General features: G+C 41.7%; 23 protein-coding genes. 17 read left to right on the forward strand and 6 right to left on the reverse strand.

Going from position 1 to position 23,099, the window contains the following annotated elements:
• The first annotated feature begins 20 nt into the window (after nucleotides 1-20).
• The 11 genes from gspD (at nucleotide 21) to LMH66_RS11820 (ending at nucleotide 10,714) form a co-directional block, all read left to right on the forward strand.
• Nucleotides 21-2,204 carry a type II secretion system secretin GspD gene (gene gspD, locus LMH66_RS11770; RefSeq protein ID WP_229370237.1) on the forward strand — a complete coding sequence of 728 codons (2,184 nt, stop codon included), beginning with the start codon at nucleotides 21-23 and terminating at the stop codon, nucleotides 2,202-2,204.
• 7 nt (nucleotides 2,205-2,211) lie between these two features.
• Entirely contained in the window at nucleotides 2,212-3,759 is a 1,548-nt protein-coding gene (gene gspE, locus LMH66_RS11775) for a type II secretion system ATPase GspE (RefSeq protein WP_371997041.1), read from the forward strand.
• 3 nt (nucleotides 3,760-3,762) lie between these two features.
• Nucleotides 3,763-4,986 (forward strand): type II secretion system inner membrane protein GspF, encoded by a 1,224-nt coding sequence (gene gspF / locus LMH66_RS11780; RefSeq protein WP_229370240.1) that lies wholly within the window; start codon nucleotides 3,763-3,765, stop codon nucleotides 4,984-4,986.
• Between the two features lie 64 nt (nucleotides 4,987-5,050).
• Complete coding sequence (gspG, locus tag LMH66_RS11785) at nucleotides 5,051-5,485, forward strand: type II secretion system major pseudopilin GspG (protein WP_229370242.1); 435 nt, start codon at nucleotides 5,051-5,053, stop codon at nucleotides 5,483-5,485.
• A 25-nt stretch (nucleotides 5,486-5,510) separates the two neighbouring features.
• The gene (gene gspH, locus LMH66_RS11790) at nucleotides 5,511-6,086 is read left to right on the forward strand and encodes a type II secretion system minor pseudopilin GspH (protein WP_102527625.1); all 576 of its coding nucleotides are present in this window, start codon (nucleotides 5,511-5,513) and stop codon (nucleotides 6,084-6,086) included.
• Nucleotides 6,073-6,441, forward strand: a complete 369-nt coding sequence (gene gspI, locus LMH66_RS11795) for a type II secretion system minor pseudopilin GspI (RefSeq protein WP_102527626.1) — start codon at nucleotides 6,073-6,075, stop codon at nucleotides 6,439-6,441. Before gspH ends, gspI begins: the two co-directional genes overlap by 14 nt.
• Nucleotides 6,422-7,195 carry a type II secretion system minor pseudopilin GspJ gene (gspJ, locus tag LMH66_RS11800; RefSeq protein ID WP_229370244.1) on the forward strand — a complete coding sequence of 258 codons (774 nt, stop codon included), beginning with the start codon at nucleotides 6,422-6,424 and terminating at the stop codon, nucleotides 7,193-7,195. The genes gspI and gspJ overlap by 20 nt, the downstream gene beginning before the upstream one ends.
• Nucleotides 7,195-8,196, forward strand: coding sequence for a type II secretion system minor pseudopilin GspK (gene gspK, locus LMH66_RS11805; protein ID WP_229370282.1), 1,002 nt, complete (start codon nucleotides 7,195-7,197; stop codon nucleotides 8,194-8,196). The genes gspJ and gspK overlap by 1 nt, the downstream gene beginning before the upstream one ends.
• 63 nt (nucleotides 8,197-8,259) lie before the next feature.
• The gene (gene gspL / locus LMH66_RS11810; protein WP_229370246.1) at nucleotides 8,260-9,462 is read left to right on the forward strand and encodes a type II secretion system protein GspL; all 1,203 of its coding nucleotides are present in this window, start codon (nucleotides 8,260-8,262) and stop codon (nucleotides 9,460-9,462) included.
• Nucleotide 9,463: 1 nt separating this feature from the next.
• Nucleotides 9,464-9,940 (forward strand): type II secretion system protein M, encoded by a 477-nt coding sequence (locus tag LMH66_RS11815; RefSeq protein ID WP_229370248.1) that lies wholly within the window; start codon nucleotides 9,464-9,466, stop codon nucleotides 9,938-9,940.
• A gap of 12 nt (nucleotides 9,941-9,952) precedes the next feature.
• Nucleotides 9,953-10,714 (forward strand): type II secretion system protein N, encoded by a 762-nt coding sequence (locus LMH66_RS11820; RefSeq protein WP_102527630.1) that lies wholly within the window; start codon nucleotides 9,953-9,955, stop codon nucleotides 10,712-10,714.
• Nucleotides 10,715-10,817: 103 nt separating this feature from the next.
• Here the strand turns inward: LMH66_RS11820 and yrfG are convergent, their stop codons facing one another.
• Nucleotides 10,818-11,480, reverse strand: a complete 663-nt coding sequence (yrfG, locus tag LMH66_RS11825; RefSeq protein ID WP_102527631.1) for a GMP/IMP nucleotidase — start codon at nucleotides 11,478-11,480, stop codon at nucleotides 10,818-10,820.
• Nucleotides 11,481-11,559: 79 nt separating this feature from the next.
• Here yrfG and nudE point away from each other — a divergent pair, with 79 nt between their 5' ends.
• The 4 genes from nudE to LMH66_RS11845 all read left to right on the forward strand — a co-directional run bounded on the left by nudE (nucleotide 11,560) and on the right by LMH66_RS11845 (nucleotide 15,736).
• Nucleotides 11,560-12,108 carry an ADP compounds hydrolase NudE gene (gene nudE / locus LMH66_RS11830; protein WP_102527632.1) on the forward strand — a complete coding sequence of 183 codons (549 nt, stop codon included), beginning with the start codon at nucleotides 11,560-11,562 and terminating at the stop codon, nucleotides 12,106-12,108.
• A 111-nt stretch (nucleotides 12,109-12,219) separates the two neighbouring features.
• Nucleotides 12,220-13,029 carry a 3'(2'),5'-bisphosphate nucleotidase CysQ gene (gene cysQ, locus LMH66_RS11835; RefSeq protein ID WP_102527633.1) on the forward strand — a complete coding sequence of 270 codons (810 nt, stop codon included), beginning with the start codon at nucleotides 12,220-12,222 and terminating at the stop codon, nucleotides 13,027-13,029.
• A gap of 176 nt (nucleotides 13,030-13,205) precedes the next feature.
• On the forward strand, nucleotides 13,206-13,856 hold the full coding sequence (locus tag LMH66_RS11840; protein WP_229370250.1) for a TetR/AcrR family transcriptional regulator: 651 nt from the start codon (nucleotides 13,206-13,208) through the stop codon (nucleotides 13,854-13,856).
• Nucleotides 13,847-15,736, forward strand: coding sequence for an MFS transporter (locus tag LMH66_RS11845; RefSeq protein ID WP_229370252.1), 1,890 nt, complete (start codon nucleotides 13,847-13,849; stop codon nucleotides 15,734-15,736). The genes LMH66_RS11840 and LMH66_RS11845 overlap by 10 nt, the downstream gene beginning before the upstream one ends.
• A gap of 123 nt (nucleotides 15,737-15,859) precedes the next feature.
• Here LMH66_RS11845 and mnmH read toward each other — a convergent pair whose 3' ends face one another.
• The 3 genes from mnmH to LMH66_RS11860 all read right to left on the reverse strand — a co-directional run bounded on the left by mnmH (nucleotide 15,860) and on the right by LMH66_RS11860 (nucleotide 19,228).
• Nucleotides 15,860-16,984 carry a tRNA 2-selenouridine(34) synthase MnmH gene (gene mnmH, locus LMH66_RS11850; RefSeq protein WP_229370255.1) on the reverse strand — a complete coding sequence of 375 codons (1,125 nt, stop codon included), beginning with the start codon at nucleotides 16,982-16,984 and terminating at the stop codon, nucleotides 15,860-15,862.
• Nucleotides 16,984-18,027: a selenide, water dikinase SelD gene (selD, locus tag LMH66_RS11855; RefSeq protein ID WP_229370257.1), complete on the reverse strand. Its 1,044-nt coding sequence runs from the start codon at nucleotides 18,025-18,027 to the stop codon at nucleotides 16,984-16,986. Before selD ends, mnmH begins: the two co-directional genes overlap by 1 nt.
• 97 nt (nucleotides 18,028-18,124) lie before the next feature.
• The gene (locus LMH66_RS11860) at nucleotides 18,125-19,228 is read right to left on the reverse strand and encodes an acyl-CoA desaturase (RefSeq protein ID WP_229370259.1); all 1,104 of its coding nucleotides are present in this window, start codon (nucleotides 19,226-19,228) and stop codon (nucleotides 18,125-18,127) included.
• A 145-nt stretch (nucleotides 19,229-19,373) separates the two neighbouring features.
• Here LMH66_RS11860 and fabR point away from each other — a divergent pair, with 145 nt between their 5' ends.
• Nucleotides 19,374-19,988 (forward strand): HTH-type transcriptional repressor FabR, encoded by a 615-nt coding sequence (gene fabR, locus LMH66_RS11865; RefSeq protein WP_102527639.1) that lies wholly within the window; start codon nucleotides 19,374-19,376, stop codon nucleotides 19,986-19,988.
• 88 nt (nucleotides 19,989-20,076) lie between these two features.
• Here fabR and trmA read toward each other — a convergent pair whose 3' ends face one another.
• Nucleotides 20,077-21,183: a tRNA (uridine(54)-C5)-methyltransferase TrmA gene (gene trmA, locus LMH66_RS11870; protein ID WP_229370261.1), complete on the reverse strand. Its 1,107-nt coding sequence runs from the start codon at nucleotides 21,181-21,183 to the stop codon at nucleotides 20,077-20,079.
• A gap of 141 nt (nucleotides 21,184-21,324) precedes the next feature.
• Here trmA and murI point away from each other — a divergent pair, with 141 nt between their 5' ends.
• Nucleotides 21,325-22,116 (forward strand): glutamate racemase, encoded by a 792-nt coding sequence (murI, locus tag LMH66_RS11875; protein ID WP_229370265.1) that lies wholly within the window; start codon nucleotides 21,325-21,327, stop codon nucleotides 22,114-22,116.
• A gap of 11 nt (nucleotides 22,117-22,127) precedes the next feature.
• Here the strand turns inward: murI and LMH66_RS11880 are convergent, their stop codons facing one another.
• Nucleotides 22,128-22,586 (reverse strand): RNA-binding protein, encoded by a 459-nt coding sequence (locus LMH66_RS11880; protein ID WP_102527642.1) that lies wholly within the window; start codon nucleotides 22,584-22,586, stop codon nucleotides 22,128-22,130.
• Nucleotides 22,587-23,099: the final 513 nt, after the last annotated feature.

A 23,099-nucleotide genomic window follows, 5' to 3' on the forward strand; every position in this document is an offset into this window, starting at 1 on the left:
GCAGTAGAGGATTGAAAATAATGAAGAGTTATGGAATTCGACGCAAGTTATTAGCAGGGATGGTTGCTGGTATAGCAATGCTTGCTTCTCAAGCGGCTTGGTCGGAGCAATATGCTGCCAATTTTAAAGGCACAGATATTCAAGAATTCATTAATATTGTAGGTAAGAACCTCAATAAAACGATTATTGTCGATCCAACTGTCCGCGGCAAAATTAACGTCCGTAGTTACGACTTATTGGACGATGAACAGTATTACCAATTCTTCCTCAACGTACTGCAAGTTTATGGTTATGCCGTTGTCGAAATGGAAAACCGTGTTATTAAAGTCATCAAGGATAAAGATGCGAAAACCGCAGCTATCCGTGTGGCCGATGATGATAAGCCTGGTTTAGGTGATGAAATGGTTACACGTATTGTGGCCCTTTATAATACCGAAGCTAAACAACTTGCGCCGTTATTACGTCAGCTAAATGATAATGCGGGTGGCGGTAACGTTGTAAATTATGACCCATCAAATGTATTGATGATTTCAGGTCGTGCAGCAGTCGTAAATAAACTAGTCGAAATTGTCCGCCGTGTAGATAAACAGGGTGATACGGAAGTACAGGTAGTATCGCTTGAGTTTGCATCAGCAGGCGAAATCGTTCGTATTATTGATACTTTGTACCGCTCAACAGCTAACCAAGCACAAATGCCAGGCCAAGCACCTAAAGTGGTTGCTGATGAACGAACCAATGCCGTGGTTGTCAGTGGTGATGAAAAAAGCCGTCAACGTGTAGTCGAATTGGTCCGCCGTCTTGATGCTGAGCAAGCTACAACAGGTAATACCAAAGTCCGTTACTTACGTTACGCTAAGGCTGAAGATTTAGTTGAAGTATTAACAGGTTTTGCTGAGCAACTACAAAGCGACCAGGATACTGGCCAGAGTGGCAGCAATAAGCGCCGTAAAGAAATTAATATCATGGCTCACGTTGATACTAATGCATTAGTTATCAGCGCTGAACCAGATCAAATGCGCACCATTGAAAGTGTCGTTAACCAATTAGATATTCGTCGTGCACAAGTCCTAGTCGAAGCGATTATTGTTGAAGTCTCAGAAGGTGATGATGTTGGTTTTGGTGTGCAGTGGGCAACTGCCGCAGGTGGTGGCACCCAGTTTAATAACTTAGGCCCTACCATCGGTGAAATTGGTGCGGGTATTTGGCAAGCTCAAGGCGAAGAAGGAACCACAGTCTGTACTGAAAATGGTACCTGTACCGAAAACCCTGATACCCGTGGTGACATTACCTTACTGGCGCAAGCGTTAGGTAAAGTGAATGGCATGGCGTGGGGCGTTACCGCTGGTGATTTTGGCGCATTAGTACAAGCAGTATCAAGTGATACTAAATCAAACGTACTTGCTACACCTTCTATCACAACACTAGATAACCAAGAAGCTTCATTTATTGTTGGTGATGAAGTGCCAATTCTAACGGGTAGCCAAAACTCAAGTAATGGTAACTCTAACCCTTTCCAAACGGTTGAACGTAAAGAAGTCGGTGTAAAACTTAAAGTGGTACCACAAGTCAACGAAGGTAATGCTGTTAAGTTAACCATTGAGCAGGAAGTCTCAGGGATTAACGGTAAAACGGGTGTCGATGTGACGTTTGCTACTCGTCGCTTAACCACTACTGTGATGGCCGATTCGGGACAAATCGTTGTCTTAGGTGGTTTGATCAATGAAGAAACCCAAGAGTCAGTTCAAAAAGTACCATTCTTAGGTGATTTACCGATTATTGGTCATTTATTCAAGTCATCTTCGAGTGGCGTGAAAAAGAAAAACCTGATGGTATTTATCAAGCCTACGATTATTCGTGATGGTATTACTATGGAAGGTATTGCGGGACGTAAATATAACTACTTCCGCGCATTGCAAATCGAACAACAAGAACGTGGTGTTAACTTAATGCCAAATACTGATGTGCCAATACTTGATGAATGGGATCAAGAGGCTTACTTACCTGATGAAGTTAACGAAGTCTTAAATCGTTATAAAGAAGGTAAGAACTTAGAAACTAAGATGCGTGATTCGGATCCAGCATTGAAGCATATCAGCGAGAGCATGGAAAAAGATCGCGCTGCAACAGAAGCAGCCAGCCAAGCAGCTGAATCGGTTGAAGAAGACGCAGAAGTAGAAGCATCAGAAGATAACGCCAATGAGTGAAGCAGAAATGACTGAACAATTGGCGAAAGTGTCAACAGACTTAGGTTTAGAAGCAGATGAACTCAATGATGAGGTGTTTGTTTCAACCAGTCGTGAGCGCTTACCTTTTGCTTTTTCACACAGGTTTAATTTGGCATTAGCCAAAGAAACTGATGCACTAAAATTGTATTACACCAGTGAAACACCATTAGATGCGATGCTCGAAGTGCGTCGTTATGCTGGTGAAGAACTCGTGCTAAGTAAATTACCGATTGATGAGTTTGAAGCTAAGTTAACTCAAACTTTCCAAGCAAATTCATCTGAAGCACAGCAGTTGATGGAAGACATTGGCAACGAGATGGACTTATTCACTCTAGCCGAAGAACTGCCGCAAACTGAAGATTTATTAGAAGGCGATGATGATGCACCAATTATTAAGTTAATTAATGCCTTGTTATCGGAAGCGATTAAAGAAGAAGCCTCAGATATTCACATCGAGACATATGAGAAGCAATTGATTGTCCGCTTCCGTATTGATGGCGTATTAAAAGAGGTGTTAAAACCAAATCGTAAACTGTCTTCGCTGCTGGTTTCGCGTATTAAAGTGATGGCGCGTTTAGATATTGCTGAAAAACGTGTGCCGCAAGATGGCCGTATTTCACTGCGTATTGCAGGTCGAGCGGTCGATGTGCGTGTATCAACCATGCCATCAAGTCATGGCGAGCGTGTTGTGCTACGTCTACTGGATAAAAATACCGGTAATCTCGATTTAAAATTACTGGGTATGACATTATCGATTCGTGAACAGTTCGATGCCATTATTCGTAAACCCCATGGCATAATCTTGGTAACTGGCCCGACAGGTTCTGGTAAAAGTACCACCTTGTATGCAGGCTTAACTGAGATCAATTCAAAAGATACCAACATTTTGACCGTTGAAGATCCTATCGAGTACGAGCTTGAAGGTATCGGTCAAACGCAAGTGAACATGAAAGCCGATATGAGCTTTGCTCGTGGTTTACGTGCAATCTTACGTCAAGATCCTGATGTGGTGATGATTGGTGAAATCCGTGATTTAGAAACCGCGCAAATTGCTGTTCAAGCATCATTAACCGGTCACTTAGTGATATCAACACTGCATACCAACACCGCATCTGGCGCGATTACGCGTTTGCAAGATATGGGTGTTGAACCGTTCCTTGTTTCATCAAGTTTGTTGGGCGTATTAGCTCAGCGATTGATTCGAACTCTATGTAACGAATGTAAAATCCCCCATGAACCTGATGAGCGAGAGCGTGAATTATTAGGCGTGACCGCCAATGATACTCGCGTTATTTACCGCGCTAATGGCTGTAAAGAGTGTGGTAATAATGGCTATCGTGGCCGTACTGGTATTCATGAGTTACTCGTGGTTGATGACAATGTACGTGAGTTAATTCACGGCGGTCGTGGTGAGCTGGCAATTGAGAAATATGTTCGTCAAACCATCCCAAGTATTCGTCACGATGGCATGAGTAAAGTACTTGATGGTGTCACAACCTTAGAAGAAGTATTGCGCGTAACTCGCGAGGAATAATCAATGGCAGCGTTTGAATATAAAGCCCTTGATAGCAATGGCAAACAGCAAAAAGGTGTGATTGAAGCAGATACAGCGCGTCACGCGCGTAGTCAGCTGCGTGAACAACGCTTAATGCCACTTGAGTTACAACCTGTTGCCGAAAAAGAAGCGAAAGCGAAAACGGGTGGTCTGAAATTATTCCAACGTGGTATCTCGGTGGCAGAACTTGCCCTGATTACCCGTCAAATTGCGACCCTAGTTGCTGCGGGTTTGCCGATTGAAGAATCGCTTAAAGCGGTTGGGCAGCAGTGTGAAAAAGACAGACTTGCTAGCTTAGTGATGGCTGTACGTTCACGGGTTGTTGAAGGTTATAGCTTAGCTGATTCACTCGCAGAATATCCCCATGTTTTTGATGATCTATACCGTGCAATGGTGGCGTCAGGCGAAAAGTCTGGTCATTTAGAAGTGGTATTGAATCGTCTTGCTGATTACACCGAACGTCGTCAACAGCTTAAGTCTAAGCTTACTCAGGCGATGATTTACCCGATTGTACTGACCGTTGTTGCTATCGGCGTTATTGCTGTTTTATTAGCGGCTGTAGTTCCAAAAGTTGTTGGCCAGTTTGAGCACATGGGCCAAGAGTTACCGGGCACTACGCAATTTTTGATTATTGCATCAGACTTTGTGCAGTCATATGGTTTAGTCGTCTTGGGACTGATGTTTGCCATATTTGTGTTGTTCAAACAAATGCTGAAAAAACCTAATTTTAGAATGGTGTTCGATACTTGGCTGTTAAAAGCGCCAGTGCTCGGTAAAGTCAGTAAAGGGATTAACACTGCGCGTTTTGCACGAACTCTAAGTATTTTGTCGGCAAGTTCAGTGCCGTTACTTGAAGGTATGCGAATTGCGAGTGAAGTATTAGTCAATGTGAAAGTGCGCGCGGCTGTTGATGATGCGACAGCAAGAGTACGCGAAGGTACAAGTTTAGGTGCTGCGCTGACAAATACTAAACTTTTTCCACCAATGATGCTCTATATGATTGCGTCGGGTGAAAAAAGTGGCCAGTTAGAGCAAATGCTGGAGCGCGCTGCTGATAACCAAGACAGTGAGTTTGAAGCGAATGTGAACATTGCTTTAGGTGTATTTGAACCTATGTTGGTTGTGAGTATGGCCTCGGTAGTGTTATTCATTGTGATGGCCATTTTACAACCTATTTTAGAATTGAATAACTTGATTAGCGGCTAGCGCAGCAAGTTTTTAGATATTATTTTTGTCACGCCAATGTGGTGTGCACTGGAGGAAGTCGTCAATGCAAGTCAATCGTAAACAACGTGGTTTTACCCTTTTAGAAGTCATGGTCGTTATCGTGATCTTAGGTATTTTAGCCTCAATGGTTGTACCTAATCTTATGGGTAACAAAGATAAAGCTGATTTACAAAAAGCAGTATCTGACATTGTTGCATTAGAGAATGCCCTAGATATGTATCGTCTTGATAACAGTGTTTATCCAACGACGGATCAAGGTTTAGATGCTTTAGCGCAAAAGCCAACATCTTCACCTGAACCACGCAACTACCGTCCAGATGGTTACCTAAAACGTTTGCCTCAGGATCCATGGCGCAATGATTACTTCTTATTGAGCCCAGGCGAAAATGGTCGTATCGATATTTTCAGTGCAGGTCCTGACGGACAAGTTGGTACTGAAGATGACATCGGTAACTGGAACCTACAAAACTTCCAGTAATGGAAGTTTAAGCTGATAACGCATAATGAACGTTAAACGCCAAGCTGGGTTCACACTGTTAGAAGTGTTACTTGTGGCGCTGCTGATGGGGTTAACCGCAGCAGCAGTGACCATGACGACCAGTACTGCAGGACCTGAACAGGCGTTAACAAAAACGGCCAGAAAGTTTATTGCCACGACCGAATTAGTTATTGAAGAAACGATCCTTAGTGGCCAATTTCTAGGTATCGTCGTTGAAGAAGATGAATATCAGTTCGTCTACTACAAAGAAGGTCAGTGGGAGCCGTTAACAGGTGATAGACAGCTTGCACCGCAGCAGATGGAACAAGACGTCAGCATGAGTCTATTGCTCGATGGTTTGCCGCTTGTGCAAGATGATGAAGAAGATGAATCTTGGTTCGATGAGCCACTGATAGATGAATCGAAAGAAGACAAAAAGAAAAACCCTGAACCACAAATATTACTTTTCCCAAGTGGGGAAATGTCGACATTTGAGCTGAGCTTTTTAACCGATGATGAAAACGGTAAAGAAGTGGAAGTCTTGGTTGTTGGTGATGCTATGGGCCGCTTGGCAATAGGAAGTTTCGATGAAGATCAGTAAAGGCATGACCTTACTTGAAGTCATCGTGGCATTAGCGGTGTTTTCTATTGCCGCTGTAGCTGTTACCAAAAGTATTGGCGACCAAATGGCTAATCTCCCCATATTGGAAGAACGTACCTTGGCGCAATGGGTGGCGAGTAATCAGATGGTTGAAGCTCGACTGCTGCAACAATTTCCTGAACTCGGGACTAAAAATGGTCAAGTTGAACTGGCAGGAAAAGATTGGTATTGGCGTCAAGAAGTGATTAAAACCACCGACGATAATTTTAGAATGATTCGCGTTTTAGTCAGTGATGAAGATAGGTTTAACCGCACCGTTGCCCAAGTGAGTAGTTATGTTCACAACGAAGGCTAAGCCACAACACAGTCAAGTAGGTTTTACCTTGCTTGAAATGCTCATCTCAATTGCTATTTTTGCCATGATAGGTTTGGCTGCAAACGCCGTGCTATCAACAGTAATGAAAAATGATGAAGCAACCAAAGAATTTTCAGTTCGACTTAAAGCCTTACAGCAAGGTTTTGGGATTATTGAACGAGATTTAGGCCAAATAGTCGCTAGAACACAGCGCGGTCTAGATGGTGAACGCACCACATCAGTATTTCAAACCGGCGACAACATGCTGGACTCAGAAACTGAAGCCTTAGTGTTTTTCCGCTTAGGCTGGCTGAATCCTGATGGCATGTTACCTCGTGGCAGCTTGCAGTCTGTTGCGTATATTGTTCAAGATGGTCGTTTAGAGCGTTGGTATTATCCATATCCTGAGCCTGAAGTCGGTGCAGAGCCGCTTAAAAGCTTGATCATTGAAGATGTGATTTCGATTGAGTACTCATTTTTTACCGGTACTGAGTGGGAAAGAAAAGTTGATGCATCATCTTTACCTCAGGGCATTACGATGACGCTTGAAATTGAAGGCTTAGGTATTATCGAAAGACGCTTCTTGTTACCTAAAGGCGGTAACAGTAGTGGTTCTGGTAACGACGGCAGCGATGGTAACGGTAATAACAACGGCAACAACAATAATGGTACCAATACTGGTAATGGTTCAGGTAACAGTGGTTCAGGCAGTAATGGCTCAGGTGGCACGGGTAGCACAGGTAATGGCACATGATGAAGCAGCAATTACCTGGCATTCGTAACCAACGTGGCGTTGCTTTATTAGTGGTGTTATTGATAGTGGCATTGGTAGTGATTATTGCGACAAACATTACGAGTCGCAATCAACTGTCAATGCGACGAACCCTGAATTTGGCCCAATATGATCAAGCCTATTGGTATGCTATTTCGGCTGAAGAGTTAGCTAAAAAGATTTTAAAGCAAGACATGGAAGACAGCGATGGTACTGTGCATCGCCAACAATACTGGGCACTTGCCGATGTGATTTTTCCTGCCGATTACGGTGAAATCGGTGGTGAAATCATGGATATGCGTTCATGTTTTAATATCAATGCATTGTCGGTGACATCTACAGAAGTTGAAAACGGACAGCCTAAATTAAGTTTAGCGGCGACTCAGTATAAATCCTTATTAGTGGCCTTAGGTATGGATGACTTTGGCGCAGAAAGGCTGACTCATACATTAGTTGATTATATCGACGACGATACCGTTTCAATGCCATATGGCGCAGAAGATGCTGAGTATGAATCACGAAATGTGCCATACCGCGCCGCGAATACATTAATGAATCATCGCAGCGAACTTAGAGCTGTAATGGGATACAACCAACAAGTGTATATGACGTTATTACCTTATATCTGTGCGGTTCCAGGTAATAACCAACAGTTACTGAACGTCAATACTATTGAAGTTGAGCAGGCGGCATTGTTGGTGGGTATGCTAGAAAATAAAATTAGCCAAAGTGATGCTGAAAGCCTAATTAATCAAAGGCCAGCTGATGGTTTCGAAACTGCTGCTGAGTTTTGGGAAAATAATACCCTTGCGAGCTTAGCAACGGAAAGCAATATGAAATCGAGTATTGTTGTCGATAGTAATTTCTTTTTACTAAAGGCTGGGGCGAAAGTGGATAACGCCACCTTTAGAATGGATAGCGTACTTCAGCGAAGCGGAAATAAATTTGAAGTGCTGACACGTCAATATGGCGGGCAGCAATAATGAATAAGCGTAACAACCCGCTGCAATTAACCTTGTTGGTATTGCAGCTTGTGGAGAATAACAGTGTCTGAACGGCTTTTTATCCGATTAGGAAAAACATTAGAAAGCCCTTGTTCTTGGCTAGTATGGTCAGAACAAGAGCAAGAGATCATTGCCTCAGGTGAGTTAAGTGATGCTGCCAGCTTAACCAGTTTAACTGAGCGTGCAGGTAATCGTCCGGTTGATGTTTTAGTACCAGCTTCTAGCATGACATTGACGCAAATTGAATTACCAGAAAAAAATCAGCGCCAAGCATTAAAGGCATTACCTTTTATGCTGGAAGAAACAATTGCTTCTGATGTTGAAGATATGCATTTTGTTGTCGGCCCAAGAGACGGCGAACAGCTTAATGTGATTGCTGTTGCCCATGAGCAAATGCAAGATTGGATGTCATGGTTAATGGATGCTGGCATTAAGGTTAAACGTATTGTGCCGGACTGTCTCGCATTGCCATTGGAGCAATGCCGTTGGGCGGCACTTGATATGGGTGATGAATTATTACTGCGCACAGGCGAAGGTAGTGGTGTCAGCTTACCGAAAACATGGCTGGATTTTGCATTGCCAAAACTGATGCCAGAAATGCAACAAGATGAAGCGCCAATCAGTATTGCAGCCTACAGTGAAGATTTAGTTTTCATGGATGCTGAAGTTGAGTCTAAACCACTAGATTTACCTATGATGGTGTTAGCGAAAGGTATTTTAAAATCACCAGTTAACTTACTGAGTGGGGTGTATGTACCTAAACGCGAATACAGCAAACATTTAATGCTTTGGAAAAATGTCGCGATTATTGCATTCATTGCAATTGTGCTTTCTCTAGTGAATAAAGGCCTGACTATCCATCAATTGGAAAACAGAAGCGCTGAAGTCAGACAAGAAAGTGAAGCTATATTCAAACGGGTTATTCCGAACGTTAATCGTATTGTTAATATTCGCTCGCAAATGGACTCACAACTTCGCAGCATGCAAGGGCAAGGCGGTGGAGCTGCTTTCTTCGAAATGCTAGATGGTTTACGCGGTTCATTTGAACAAGTACCAGATTTAAAGCCAAACTCATTGCGTTTTGATGCCAACCGCAATGAACTGCGGATGCAGGTCACTGCTAAGACCTATGATCAAGTGGATAAGTTTAAAGAGCTAGTTGAAGTGCGCTACGACTTAGACATGGGCGCAATTAATAGCGGTGAAGATGAAGTGAATACAACCCTGACATTGAGAGGCAAATAAGATGGAAAATTTGCAAAACTGGTGGAAAGGCTTAGTGCTTCGTGAGCAACAGTTAGTTGCCTGCTGTGGTGTGTTTGTTGTTATTGGTATTTTATATTGGGGGATTTGGAGCCCAATATCCTCAGCGGCTGAAAATGCTGAAATGCGCCACCAATCAGAATTACAAACATTAAATTATGTAAAACAAACTGCAAATAAAATCGCAGGTCTGAAGCAATCGGGGTCCAGACCGACTGCAAGTGGTAGTTTAAGTTCTGTGGTGAATCAGCTAGCGGGTCAATATAAGTTAGAGATTACTCGGATGCAGCCACAAGGCGATAAAATTCAATTGTGGATGGATGATGTTCCGTTTGACAGCTTGTTGAATTACTTACATGAGTTAGTCGAGAAGAAAGGCTTAACCCTTGAAAGTGTTGATTTATCTGAGTCTGATCTTGCAGGTTTTGTCAAAGTACGTCGTATTCAGCTGTCTAAGTAAGCAGGTATTGTAGTGAGTTTGATTAAGAAAATTATAATTGGCGTATTCATCTACCTCATTTTCATGGTGGTGTATATTCCAGCTAATTGGGTTGTAGGCATTGCGCCACTGCCAAATAATATCAAAGTGAGCGGAGTATCTGGCACCTTGTGGCAGGGCAGTGCTGAACTTGTGTCTATTGACCGACGCCTAATCGAACAAGTGAACTGGGATTTAAACCCATGGGCTTTGTTTATTGGTAGCGTCAATGTTGATCTACAAATTGGTAGTCGTGCGACACCAGTCAGTGGTCAAGGCGATATCAGTTGGTCTCTGTCAGGGATTTCGGCTGATAATTTACGCTTTGAAGCGCCTAACCAATTTTTATTGGGTAATGCTCGCCTACCGTTTAGAACTAAAGTCGCCGGTGATGTCAGCTTGATTGTGGAACGTCTTGAGCAAGGTGAACCATGGTGTGAACAGTTATCAGGTAAGTTATTTTTAAATCGAATTGATGTGAATAACCAGTTTGGTAAATATCCGCTAGGTGATATTGCGTTGGGTTTAAGCTGTGTTGACGGTATGGTGCAATTAAATACTGACGATAGCATGAACAAGATGGGTATCGAAGGTATTGCAACATTGGGTGAAAGTAACCGTTTTTCGGTCAGCGCTAAAATTAAACCAACACCTGAACAGCCTGAAGATCTAACCCAAGCGTTATCATTTTTGGGTAAACAGGATAGCCAAGGTTATTACCCAATTAATTATAATGGTGTGATTCCAGGGTTGTAATCCACTGCTGTAAAATAGCAATTAAAAAGGCATGTTGAATAACATGCCTTTTTTGATCTTATCGCTTATAGAGCGACACACTCATCAATCGTCATTCTCGGCGTTAACCTAATAAATCCTGATGCAACATTTGATAATCATGAATTGCTGGGAAGTCAAAAAAGTCTTTGTGAGGTTTTTTGCTGTCGGGGTTTGAAATACCTAATTGAAAACCAATCCCCGCCTTTTTTGAAGCCTCAAGAATATGTTCGTTATCGTCAACAAATAAGCAGCGGCTTGGATTCAACTTAAACTGCTTAATTGCATGCTGCCAAAATAATGGGTGTTCTTTTGGGTAACCCGTTTCGTGGCTTGAAAAAGTCGCATCTAATCCATGGGCTAAGTCAGTATGTGCTAATTTCAATTCCAGGCTTTTAGGATGAGCATTGGTCATTAAAATTCGCTGCTTGCCAGCTTTGTGCAGTGCTTGTAAGAATGGCATGCTGTCTTGGCGCATTTGAATACGTTCTACCAGCGAATAGTGCAGGGTTAAAATATCAAGCCCAAGTTGTTGCTGCCAATAATCAATGCAATACCAGTCAAGTGTGCCTTCCACTTTATGGTATGACTGTTCAACCAATTTCTGTGCTTCCGCCACAGAAATCTGTCTTTGCTGGCTAAGTTGCTGTGGCACTAAAGTTAACCAAAAATGGTTATCGAAGTGCAAATCGAGCAAAGTGCCATCCATATCAAGTAAAACCGTGTCTATCTTATGCCAAGGAAACATGAAAATTCCAGTTGTAGAATATAGCTAGGATAGTAAGATTGTAACTTGTCTAAGTAAATTCGTCATATATGAGGCCTTAATGACAACTCGACATAAAAAGCCTGAAATCTTACATCGTGAGATTGTAGCGAAAAGTCGCTTGTTTCAAATTGAACAACTCCACCTTAAGTTTTCCAATGGTGTTGAGCGTCAATATGAAAGAATGAGTGGCGGCAGTCGTGGTGCGGTGATGATTGTTCCCGTGCATGAAGGCAAGTTGTTGTTAGCTAAAGAATATGCAGCAGGCACTGATAATTATGAACTCGGCTTTCCTAAAGGCTTAATCGACCCAGGCGAAACCGGTATTGAAGCTGCGAACCGTGAACTGCAAGAAGAAATCGGTTTTGCCAGTAACAAGCTGACTTTATTAAAAGAACTGAGTTTAGCCCCAGGTTACTTTGCGAGTAAGATGCAGATTTTCATCGCTGAAGATTTATATGAAAGTACTCTTGAAGGTGATGAACCAGAACCAATAGAAGTGATTCCTTTTCCGTTAGAGAAGTGGAAAAACTTACTCGATGATGCAGATTTTTCTGAGTCGAGAAGTGTCAGTGCGCTATTTCTTGCACAGCAGTTTTTAGCAAAGTAGTCGTTATAAAGTAAAATAAAAACAAAATATTAGCCTAAGTTAACTACAAAAATGCCTTAATTTGGTCTAACTTGACAGTATTCAGCGTATTATTTGGCGATTGGAGTCGTTATGAAGCCAGAAGAAGTAATTGAACAAGTCATCACTATTGCCACCGAGGCAGGTCAAAAAATTCGCGACATTTATGTCAAAGGTGATTTTGATCGAGAAATAAAATCAGATAATACCCCAGTGACTTCTGCAGACTTAGCAGCAAATGAGATCATTTGTGCTGGTTTAGCAGCGTTGACACCTGATATTCCTATTCTTAGTGAAGAAGCTGCTGATATTGCTTTTTCTGAACGTGCTGAATGGCAGCGTTACTGGCTGGTTGATCCTTTAGATGGTACCGGTGAGTTTATCGCTGGTAGTGGTGACTTTTCCGTTATTATCGCACTGGTGGAACATAACCGTCCTGTAATGGGAGTCGTTTATGTGCCAATGACGAAAGTCTGTTACTACGCGATTGCAGGCTTAGGTGCCTATAAGCGTGATAGCAAAAATGAAGTGCGTATTACCAGTCGACAAATTAATAGTATTGAAGAATCAGGATTAAAACTGGCAGTTAGCCGTCGTCAAGATCCGCAGTCAGTGCTTAAGTTATTAAGTCATCCAAACAGTTGCGAACTCGTAGTGTTAGGTGGAGCGGCATTAAAAAGTTGCTTAGTAGCTGAAGGGCGAGCTGATTGTTATGTCCGCCTTGGGCCTACAGGTGAATGGGACACTGGTGCAGCACAGATTATTTTGGAAGAAGCTGGCGGCGCATTAATGGATATTAACCTTCAGCCAATGACCTACAATGAACGTGAAACATTAGAAAACCCTAACTTTATTGTTGTAGGTAGCCCGAGTTTAGCGTGGGATGATATTTTAACCACCTAATTATCGTGTAAAGTCAGTTGCCTCGTTTCATCATCTAAGCCCTCTGTTGAGGGCTTTTTTGTGTCATTTTTTCGATAACACTTATTAGAAGATTAAAAATAAACTTATTATGAACATTGTTTTTATTTTGTTTGTTGTTAGGTTAGCAACACTAACCGCGTAAATGGAGTTACCTGATGGCAAGAAGGAAAGAACATACTCATGGTGAAATCCATGATATGGCCATTAAATCAGTGATGCAGTATCTACACATTGCCTCGCTTGAAAGTTTGAGCCTACGTAAAGTCGCCACCGATATTGGTTATGCGCCAAGTACGTTGATTAATATTTTTGGCAGCTATCAGCAGTTATTATTATCGGTATCTGAACAGGTATTGATTGATTTGTTCGAGCACTTAACCTCATCGACATCAGATGAAATAAATCATAATCACTCGCCAATACACGCCACCGAGCAAGCTCAAGCTTCAATTGAGCTCATGGCGCATCGCTATTACCAGTTTGCTAACGAGCACCGAGTTTGTTTTAAACTGGTCTTTGAACTGTCTGCGCCAGAAGGCGTATCACTGTCATCAAATCATCAGCAAGCCATTGATACGCTATTCAGTTTAGTTTCAGAGCAGCTAACCGCCTTGTTTCCAAAAGCAGATCACGTAGAGATTATAATGATGAGTCGTGTGTTATGGGGCGGGATCCATGGATTAACATGCCTTGGAATAGATGGAAAATTATTTACTGATCAAACCGCATTACCCGCGATGCTCAGTAGTCATGTTCATGGATATTTATTAGGTATGACTCAAGAAAAGGATCTTTCATGTTGTTAACTAAACGCTTTCTTCCATATTTTGTCACGCAGTGCTTAGGGGCACTGAATGACAATATCTATAAGAATGTATTGTTATTACTGGTGACATATAGCCAAGTGAGTGAACTACCTATCAGCGTCAATATGTTTGTTAATTTGGCTGCAGGTGTTTTCATTTTGCCATTTTTCTTGTTTTCCGCTCATGCGGGGATGGTGGCAGATAATATGGATAAAGCGATGTTAATCCGCAGACTCAAGTTGCTTGAGTTGATCATCATGTCTTGCGCTGCTGCGGCCATTTTGACTCAAAGTTATTTAGTGATGTTATTACTGCTCTTTATGATGGGTAGTCAGTCAGCCTATTTTGGCCCTGTTAAGTATTCTTTGTTGCCACAGACGTTAAAAGAAAGTGAGTTAGTAACTGGAAATGCCTGGGTAGAAATGGGCACGTTTATATCGATTTTAGTCGGGACATTATCAGCAGGTTTAATTGTTGCCAGTGACCATAGCTTAATCGGGGCAGCGACGATTGTTGTGACATTATCAGTTATTGGCTACCTTTGCAGTCGCGCAATTCCAGCACTACCGCCACAAGGTAAAATCGATAAAATTAGATTTACCCCTTTATCTGGTACATGGCAAAGCATTGCAAAAGTCAGGAAAACGCCAGGTATTTGGATGGCTATTCTGGCCATCAGTTGGTTTTGGTTTCTGGGTGCGACTTACCTGACCCAGTTTCCTAATTTTGCCAAATTGCACTTACATGCAGATGCGACAGTCGTGTCTTTACTACTGGCCTTGTTCTCTATTGGTATCGCGGTAGGTTCGTGGATTTGTGAACGTGTGTCTTACGGTCATGTTGAGTTAGGTGTTTTACCTTTCGGTGTATTGGGTTTAACCGTATTTGGTGTGGATTTAATTTTTGCTATTCCGCCTGCTCCAGCAGATTTAAGTTTTGTTTATAGTTTTAGTAGTTTCATTAGTGACTCGCAGCACTATAGGGTAATGGCTGATTTGTTTATGGTTGGCCTTAGCGGTGGCTTGTTCATTGTCCCTCTATACGCTTTTATTCAATCACGCGCTGCAAAAGATGAATGTGCACAAGCTATTGCTGCAAACAACATAATTAATGCGTTGTTTATGGTTGTTGCAGCCATCTTGTCGATTATCTTACTTGGCGTACTAGAATGGAGCATTCCAGATTTATTCTTGCTGCTGGCCGCGATGAATACTGTCGTTGCACTATACGTGTATTCACAGGTCCCTGAATTTGCTCAGCGCTTTATTAGCTATTTACTGAGCCACTTCATGTATCGCGTTAAGGTGAATGGCCGGATACATATTCCTGCGCAAGGGGCTGGGGTTATTGTGTGTAATCATGTCAGTTATGTTGATGCGTTAATTATTATGGGATCCTCTACACGACCGATTCGTTTTGTAATGGATAAATCCATTAGCGAAATACCATTACTTAAGTACTTATTTCGTCATGCTGGCGTGATCCCAATTTGTTCGCCTAAACAATGTAAAGCAACCTATGAAAATGCATTTGAGCAAATTCATCATGCCTTGAACAACGAAGAGTTAGTGTGCATCTTCCCTGAGGGACGTTTATCAGTAGATGGAGACATCGCTGAGTTTAGACCAGGGGTTGAGCGAATACTGGAAAAAGACCCTGTGACAGTAATCCCAATGTCGTTAAGTGGCTTATGGGGCTCTTACTTCAGTCATAAAGGGGGTCACGCATTAACAACACGTCCGAAGCGTTTCTGGTCGAAAGTGGAAGTGAATATAGGCGAAGCTGTTGACGGCGTTATGTTAGGCCGACATGGTTTACACCAAAACGTGAGTGAACTGTTTAATGCAAGCTTGAAGTCGGATGATATAACTAAGGCCTAGACCCTTAGAGCTGCGGTTAATCCAATGCCGTTAGAAAGTAATGATCTTATAAAGTAATGACCTTGGATAAAATAAAGCGCCCTTATGAATAAGGGCGTTTTTCTTTGTATGTTAGCTAGAATATTAGCGTGATAAGGAAATATTCGAATGACCTTTAGAAGATAACCAATCATGAATGGCTTGATGGTCACCACTAAAAATTACTCTTTGCTGTTTCTTCGATAATTGATATTGATACATTGGGTCATAGTAATGACGCAGAAGGCTGGTTATCCAATCAAAGTGAGCTGATAAGTCATTACGATTAAATTGACTGTTGATGGCTTGTTCAATCAAGGTCGTTAACTCAGCATGCTGTTGTCCGCCTAAGCGCTTTTTAATACTATTTATGCTATTCAGTAAGTATTCGCTAAAGGCATGTTGACCTGCTTCAGCGCCAAAACGGTTAATGTATGCTGCTGATTTGTCCGCGACATAGGCTTTATGTAATCGGTTAAGGCGATTTTGAAAAGACTCTTCCAACACTATGATAGGGCTACGCTGCATAGCTTGATAAAATACCTGTGGTATAGCTGAGCGCCCAATGAGGTAGCTCTCATCTTCTAACAAGGTAAAAGTACTCGCTATGTGTTGTTGCTTGAGTAGTTTTATCGCCAAATTGTTCTCAAAGTTAATTTGAGTGGGCTGCGGGTCAATATTTTTACCAAAGCTTGAACCACGGTGGTTAGCTAGACCTTCTAAGTCTATTGCTTCATGACGTTGCAACAATAAATCTGTTTTACCACTGCCGGTAATACCACTTAATATCAGTAAAGGTTGTTCAGTCGATGCCTGTTCGATTGTCTTAATCAAATATTGGCGCATGGCCTTATATCCGCCTTCAATATACGGAATATCAATACCGGCTTCTTTTATCCATTGTTGACTTAGTTTCGAGCGAAGTCCACCCCGAAAACAATACAGGTAAGCGTTAGGGTGAGTAGCTATATATTGCTGCCATGCTTCTATGCGCTGCTGTTTAGTGTTGCCATTAACGAGACTATGTCCAAGTGCTATCGCAGCATCTTGGCCATGTAGTTTATACCAAGTGCCTACTTGTTTACGTTCATCATCAGTCATTAGCCCGATATTAGTCGAACGGCCAAATGCACCTTTAATAAACTCAACAGGCGCACGCACATCAAGTAATGGCACATCTTTTATGAAGATGCGTTGATATTCGCTGTCGGCAATCATATTTACTGCCATTAGAGTATGTTCACCAAAGGTGAAGTTGGAGCAGTAAGCGATAGCTCACCAATGCAAATAGGCGCTATGTCTTGCTCTAAAAGACAGCTAATGAGCGCTTGCTCTGCAGAGGTTGATACCGATATAAGTAAGCCGCCGCTGGTTTGTGGATCGCATAAAATGGCTTTTTGTTTATCTGATAATGAGCCTAAGTGTTGTTTGTAACTATCAAAATTGCGCTGAGTGCCACCAGGCACGCAACCTAGATCAAGGTAGTGTTCAGCTTTGTCTAAAAGTGGAATCTGTTCAAAAGACAATGTCGCTGAGAGGTTTGCTCCTTGGCATACTTCAATTAAATGACCTGCTAAGCCAAAACCTGTGACGTCGGTTAATGCATTAACGCCGTCAATATTAGCGATACTCTGGCCAACTTTATTGAGCTGACACATGGCATTGATGGCAATCTGACTATCGGCTTCAGTCAGTTTTTTCTGCTTCTGTGCAGTGGTGAGAATACCGATGCCAATAGGCTTAGTCAGATACAGTTTATCTCCAGCCTGTGCTTGGTCATTACGTTTAAGTTTAGACAGTGGAATTTGCCCAGTGACAGCTAATCCAAAAATAGGTTCAGGAGCATCAATACTGTGGCCGCCGGCAAGCATAATGCCAGCATCAGCGCAGGCTTTTCTTCCACCTTCAATGACTTTCTGTGCAACTTCAGCTGGTAAGGTATTCACTGGCCAGCCCAGTATAGCAATAGCCATAATAGGTGTGCCGCCCATGGCATAAATATCACTGATGGCATTAGTGGCTGCAATACGACCAAAGGTAAAAGGGTCATCAACAATCGGCATGAAAAAATCAGTGGTACTGATAATCCCAGTTTCTTGGTTTAGCTGATATACGGCGGCATCATCACGGCTCAGATTGCCTACAAGTAAATTGGGATCGGTAAAAGCTGGAATATCACTGGCTAGAATGGTGCTAAGTACTTGAGGGGAAATCTTACAACCACAACCTGCGCCATGACTGTATTCGGTGAGTTTAATATCGGTTTCTGCCATGAAATGAATAACCTGTTATGAACATCGATTATCCATCATAAACACAAACGGCTACCTTGCAAGGTAGCCGTTTCACATTAATGACAATCGCTTAGTGTTAATAAGCAGCAGTAATGTTATTCCAATTTTTCTTTTGAGCTAACAAGCGTGCTTTTAACTCTTCAACTTGCAAGTTGAGCTGTTGATAGCTCAGCTGTTTACTTTTGGCCTCAATCAAACTCTTTTTAGCTTGGTAATATTCCATTAAGTGTTGCTTCATTAGATCGTATTCAGCTTGAAAATTCGCAATGATCTCATCACAGTTTGGTAAATGAGCCACTTTGTCTTGTGCCCTGAGTAACTGCATCTGCAATTTTGCACTTTCAATACGTTCTTGTGGTACCACACGTAAATCCGTGGCTAACCCAGCCCAATGCATCGATTTGATTAACCATTTGGTTGGGTCGTAATGCCACCATTTAATCCCATTACGGTAATCATTTTCGAAAATATGGTGGAAATTATGATAACCCTCACCATAAGTTAATAATGCGATAACGCCATTATCACGCGCGGTATTCTTATTTGTATATGGCTGGCTTCCCCAGATGTGGGCAAGTGAGTTAATAAAGAATGTGCAGTGATGTACGACAACAAGGCGAAGTAAGCCTGCCATGAGTACCATCGAAATAATGTCGCCGTTTAGCCAACCTAAAAAAGCAGGTAAGCCAATATTCATCAATACAACTAATGACAAGTAATGTTTATGCTGCCACATAACGATGGCATCTTTTTGCAAGTCACGCACGTTATTGTAATCGTGGTAACGACTGGCTTGGTATTCTCTTAGCATCCAACCGATGTGGCTATACCAAAAGCCTTTTTTAGCGGAATAAGGATCTTTATCGTTATTGTCCACATGCTTATGGTGAATACGGTGATCAGAAGACCAATGTAATGCACTATTTTGCAGTGCTAGAGCACCGCCTAAAGCAAATAGAAAACGCATCACTGGATGTGCTTTATAAGCTTTATGCGACCATAATCTATGATAACCCGCAGTAATGGATAGACCGCTAGCAAAAGCGAGGACAACAAAGGCAACCCATTCAATCGCTTCAAAGCCATGAGTCATACCACGCCAAGGAACTAGCGTGATTGCACCCAGTAAGGTGAGTGCGAAAAGAGATGTATTTAACCAAATAATCGGTGGTTTTTTCATTAAGATGTTCCAAAAAACTTATTGGGCGTACAGTTGTACGCCAATTTAACTTACCCTTATTCTGTGGTCAAGCTTTGAAGGGCTGTGTTTCTCTGATAAAAACGGTATTATCTGTGCATTAACATTTACTAAATGGATTCTATACATGGGTGTAAGAGCATTACAGAAAGAAAAAACCCGTCGTGCATTGGTAGATGCCGCTTTTAATCAACTCAGTGCTGAGCGTAGCTTTTCAAGTTTAAGTTTACGCGAAGTTGCAAGGGAAGCAGGGATTGCACCAACCTCTTTTTATCGCCATTTTAAAGACATGAATGAGTTAGGTCTGACAATGGTTGACGAAGGTGGATTAACCTTAAGACAAATGATGCGCAAGGGAAGACAACGTGCTGAAGCTGGTGGCAGTGTTATTCGTATTTCTGTCGACACATTTGTGGAAGTGCTAGAGTCAAATCCAAACGTGTTTCGTATTCTTTTGCACGAACGTTCTGGTACTTCAGCTGCATTTCGTGCAGCAGTGGCAAGAGAAATAGAACATTTTATCTCTGAACTATCTCATTATACTGAAGCCACAGCAGGGCGAACGCCAATGTTAGCCAGAGTTCAGGCTGAGGCTTTGGTGACGTTAGTGTTTAACGCTGGCGCATCGGCTTTAGATATGAAACGTGCAGATAGAAAAGTATTAGCAGATCATCTGGTACTTCAACTGCGTATGGTTGCTAAAGGTGCTGAAGCCTTGCAACATAAAGTCGAAACTAAGTAAGGTTCTATTTCATTAGTTGAGATACAAAAAGGCGGCGTTGTGATATCACAACGCCTTTTTTGATTTTTATATCCGATTAAGCAGGTATTTAGGCATTTATTTTACGTTCTAATAAAACACCCGATTCCATATGATGGGTATATGGGAACTGATCAAATAAAGCGAAACGAGTGATCTCGTGGGTACGACTTAACGTCGCTAAATTTTCTTTCAAGGTTTCTGGATTACAAGAAATGTATAAGATGCGATCGTAGTTTTGCATTAACGACAGTGTATCGTCATCAATACCCGCACGTGGAGGGTCTACAAAAATAGTATTGCAATCATAGCTGTCTAAATCGATACCTTCTAAACGTCGGTAAGTACGTTTCTTCGCCATCGCGTCACTAAAATCTTCTGCTGACATACGAATGATTTGTAAATTCTCGATGTTATTAATGGCGATGTTGTACTGAGCGGCATCGACAGAGGGTTTAGCCAATTCGGTGGCAAGTACGCGATCAAAATTAGGCGCAAGAGCAATGGTGAAATTACCATTACCACAGTAAAGCTCTAATAAATCACCCGTACTGTCTTTTGTTGCTGAAATCGCCCATTCCAACATTTTCACAGAAACTTTAGCATTTGGTTGGGTAAAGCTATTTTCAATTTGCTTGTATTTAAGCTCGTTACCATCGACTGTTAACGTTTCGACGACGAAGTCTTTATCTAAATCAATTTTTTGCTTACGTGCGCGGCCAATAAAGTTAACGTTAAACTTGGCGGATAAACGTTGTTTCATTTGCTCTGCTTGAGCACGCCATTCATCGTTAAGTTGACGGTGATAAAGCAACGAAACCAATATTTCACCACTTAGGGTTGATAAAAAATCGACTTGGAAAAGTTTAAAGCGTAAATCATGATTGGGACGTAGCTCTTCCATTAATGCTGTCATTACCTCATTAATGAGCTTTCCAGCAGGAAGATATTGCTCACAACGTACTTTTTCATTCAATGCTTTATCAAACATGTAATAGTATAAGTCGTCGCCATCATGCCACACTCGAAATTCTGCACGCATGCGGTAATTTGCAGGTTCCGAAGCGAAAACTTCTAAACTAGGCGGAGTAAACTCGGCAAAGGTCTGTTCAAGCTTGATACGCTTTTCTTCGAGTTGCGCATCATAGTTTTTAGGATCCATTGCAGCTAAATTCATTTTGTTCCACCATAGGCTGTAAATTAAGGGCGCAAATATTATACTACACACCGCTGATGTCCAGCGGATTGGCGTGTTCTTCGAAGATTAAGTCAAAATATAATCGAATTCTTATTAATAACCACTCAAACGGAGATTATCTTGGTCGGTCCCATACTCGTTTTTGATTCAGGCATAGGTGGTTTATCAGTGTTTGACCACATACATAGTCAACTACCACAACATGACATTTATTACTTATTTGATAATGCCCGTCTTCCTTATGGCGATCTTAATGAGCAAGAATTGATTCATGGCTGTGTCGAGCTGATTGTAAGACAGGTCAAAGCAATTAGGGCATCAATCGTAGTGGTTGCCTGTAACAGTGCAAGCACCTTAGTGCTGCCAGAATTAAGAAAGCAGTTGGATATACCGGTTGTTGGAGTGGTACCAGCCATAAAGCCAGCAGCGTTAATTTCAATAACACGACATATTGGTTTGCTTGCAACGCCAGGTACAGTGACAAGACAATATACTCAAGATTTAATTGATTCCTTTGCTAGCGATTGCAAAGTGACTTTAGTTGGAACGTCTGATTTGGTGTTAATAGCAGAGTCGAAAGCACAAAGAAAAACTGTCGACATAAATCAAATAGAAAAAATCTTGGCACCTATAAAGGCAACAGATATAGATACGCTGGTATTGGGTTGTACTCACTTTCCTTTATTGCAGCAAGAAATCGATCAAGTGCTCCAACAAAAAGTGATGTTATTAGATTCTGGTGATGCGGTAGCAGCAAGAGTACTGTCATTTATCGAAGCGAACGAAGAACAATGCATTACTAAGAAAGGAAACTTGCAAGCAGGTTTTACGAAGGATATAGATTTAGGACTGGAAATGACATTAGCTGACTACGGTTTTACACAATTACAGCGGATTACCGTAGCCAACTAAATAAGGTCAAACTAACTATCTTTATTTTGATCTGCAGGATCAGACTCTTGAGATTTAGCTTCTCGTACTTTTAAAGTACGTTCTTGGAAACTGTAATCATTCAATTTGTTCATCGCTTTTTTCGCGCCAGCTTCTGACATTTCGACGAAACCGAAACCTTTGCGACGACCAGTCTTTCTATCACGTACTAAGCGAACTGAATTAACTGGTCCGTATTCACCGAAAAGTGATTTAACTTCACCCTCGTGTACACGATATGGAAGGTTACCAACATAAAGTGTCATCGTTGGGCCAACATAAGGTTCATTTGAACCTGCAGCAGATGAAGATGGTGCGAAAGTAAAAATAAGACTAGCTAACATTGCACCTGCGATAAAAGACACAACAAGTTGAACATTGGTAGAAAGAGCATAAATGATGACTGCGCCAATTAGCGCCGTAATTAAGGTAATAACAAATGACTTCTGCATAAGTTTGTCTCTAATAAAAATGAAAAATGATAAATATCTGTTAAAAAGCATAGCTATGGTAATGAATTATTGGCACTTTCACCATAGTCTGATGAAAAAATGAGCTCAAAACACAATAAAAACTCCGTAGCACTATATTAAAGTAGAATAAAATCGCCTTAATAATACTCATAACAGTCAAAAATAAAACGATCTGTGCAAAAGTTCTTCGTTCGATCGTTTTTCTTTAAAAAAGCCCTTGCGGTGTTTCAGAATCTGCCTATAATGCGCATCCACTGACACGGCAAACCACGCACTAGCATGGGTTACACGCCAAATCAGTTCACTGTAAAGTGACGCTGAAAATAGTTTTTAAATTAGTTTAAAAATGACTTGACGCGAAACGGGAATTGCGTAAAATACGCATCCCTAAGCCAATGACCTAGCGTCTAACGGCGGTGTCTGAAAAATTGATACCACGCTCTTTAACAATTTATCAAGTAATCTGTGTGGACACTCACAGGTGTTGAGTTA

The organism is Shewanella sp. 10N.7, from assembly GCF_020806285.1.
Taxonomy (GTDB): domain Bacteria; phylum Pseudomonadota; class Gammaproteobacteria; order Enterobacterales; family Shewanellaceae; genus Shewanella; species Shewanella electrodiphila.

Coding starts and splice junctions, on each gene's coding strand:
- gspD (WP_229370237.1), top strand. CDS start 21: ATGAAGAGTTATGGAATTCGACGCAAGTTATTAGCAGGGATGGTTGCT.
- gspE (WP_371997041.1), top strand. CDS start 2,212: ATGACTGAACAATTGGCGAAAGTGTCAACAGACTTAGGTTTAGAAGCA.
- gspF (WP_229370240.1), top strand. CDS start 3,763: ATGGCAGCGTTTGAATATAAAGCCCTTGATAGCAATGGCAAACAGCAA.
- gspG (WP_229370242.1), top strand. CDS start 5,051: ATGCAAGTCAATCGTAAACAACGTGGTTTTACCCTTTTAGAAGTCATG.
- gspH (WP_102527625.1), top strand. CDS start 5,511: ATGAACGTTAAACGCCAAGCTGGGTTCACACTGTTAGAAGTGTTACTT.
- gspI (WP_102527626.1), top strand. CDS start 6,073: ATGAAGATCAGTAAAGGCATGACCTTACTTGAAGTCATCGTGGCATTA.
- gspJ (WP_229370244.1), top strand. CDS start 6,422: ATGTTCACAACGAAGGCTAAGCCACAACACAGTCAAGTAGGTTTTACC.
- gspK (WP_229370282.1), top strand. CDS start 7,195: ATGAAGCAGCAATTACCTGGCATTCGTAACCAACGTGGCGTTGCTTTA.
- LMH66_RS11815 (WP_229370248.1), top strand. CDS start 9,464: ATGGAAAATTTGCAAAACTGGTGGAAAGGCTTAGTGCTTCGTGAGCAA.
- yrfG (WP_102527631.1), bottom strand. CDS start 11,480: ATGTTTCCTTGGCATAAGATAGACACGGTTTTACTTGATATGGATGGC.
- nudE (WP_102527632.1), top strand. CDS start 11,560: ATGACAACTCGACATAAAAAGCCTGAAATCTTACATCGTGAGATTGTA.
- cysQ (WP_102527633.1), top strand. CDS start 12,220: ATGAAGCCAGAAGAAGTAATTGAACAAGTCATCACTATTGCCACCGAG.
- LMH66_RS11840 (WP_229370250.1), top strand. CDS start 13,206: ATGGCAAGAAGGAAAGAACATACTCATGGTGAAATCCATGATATGGCC.
- LMH66_RS11845 (WP_229370252.1), top strand. CDS start 13,847: ATGTTGTTAACTAAACGCTTTCTTCCATATTTTGTCACGCAGTGCTTA.
- mnmH (WP_229370255.1), bottom strand. CDS start 16,984: ATGGCAGTAAATATGATTGCCGACAGCGAATATCAACGCATCTTCATA.
- selD (WP_229370257.1), bottom strand. CDS start 18,027: ATGGCAGAAACCGATATTAAACTCACCGAATACAGTCATGGCGCAGGT.
- LMH66_RS11860 (WP_229370259.1), bottom strand. CDS start 19,228: ATGAAAAAACCACCGATTATTTGGTTAAATACATCTCTTTTCGCACTC.
- fabR (WP_102527639.1), top strand. CDS start 19,374: ATGGGTGTAAGAGCATTACAGAAAGAAAAAACCCGTCGTGCATTGGTA.
- trmA (WP_229370261.1), bottom strand. CDS start 21,183: ATGAATTTAGCTGCAATGGATCCTAAAAACTATGATGCGCAACTCGAA.
- LMH66_RS11880 (WP_102527642.1), bottom strand. CDS start 22,586: ATGCAGAAGTCATTTGTTATTACCTTAATTACGGCGCTAATTGGCGCA.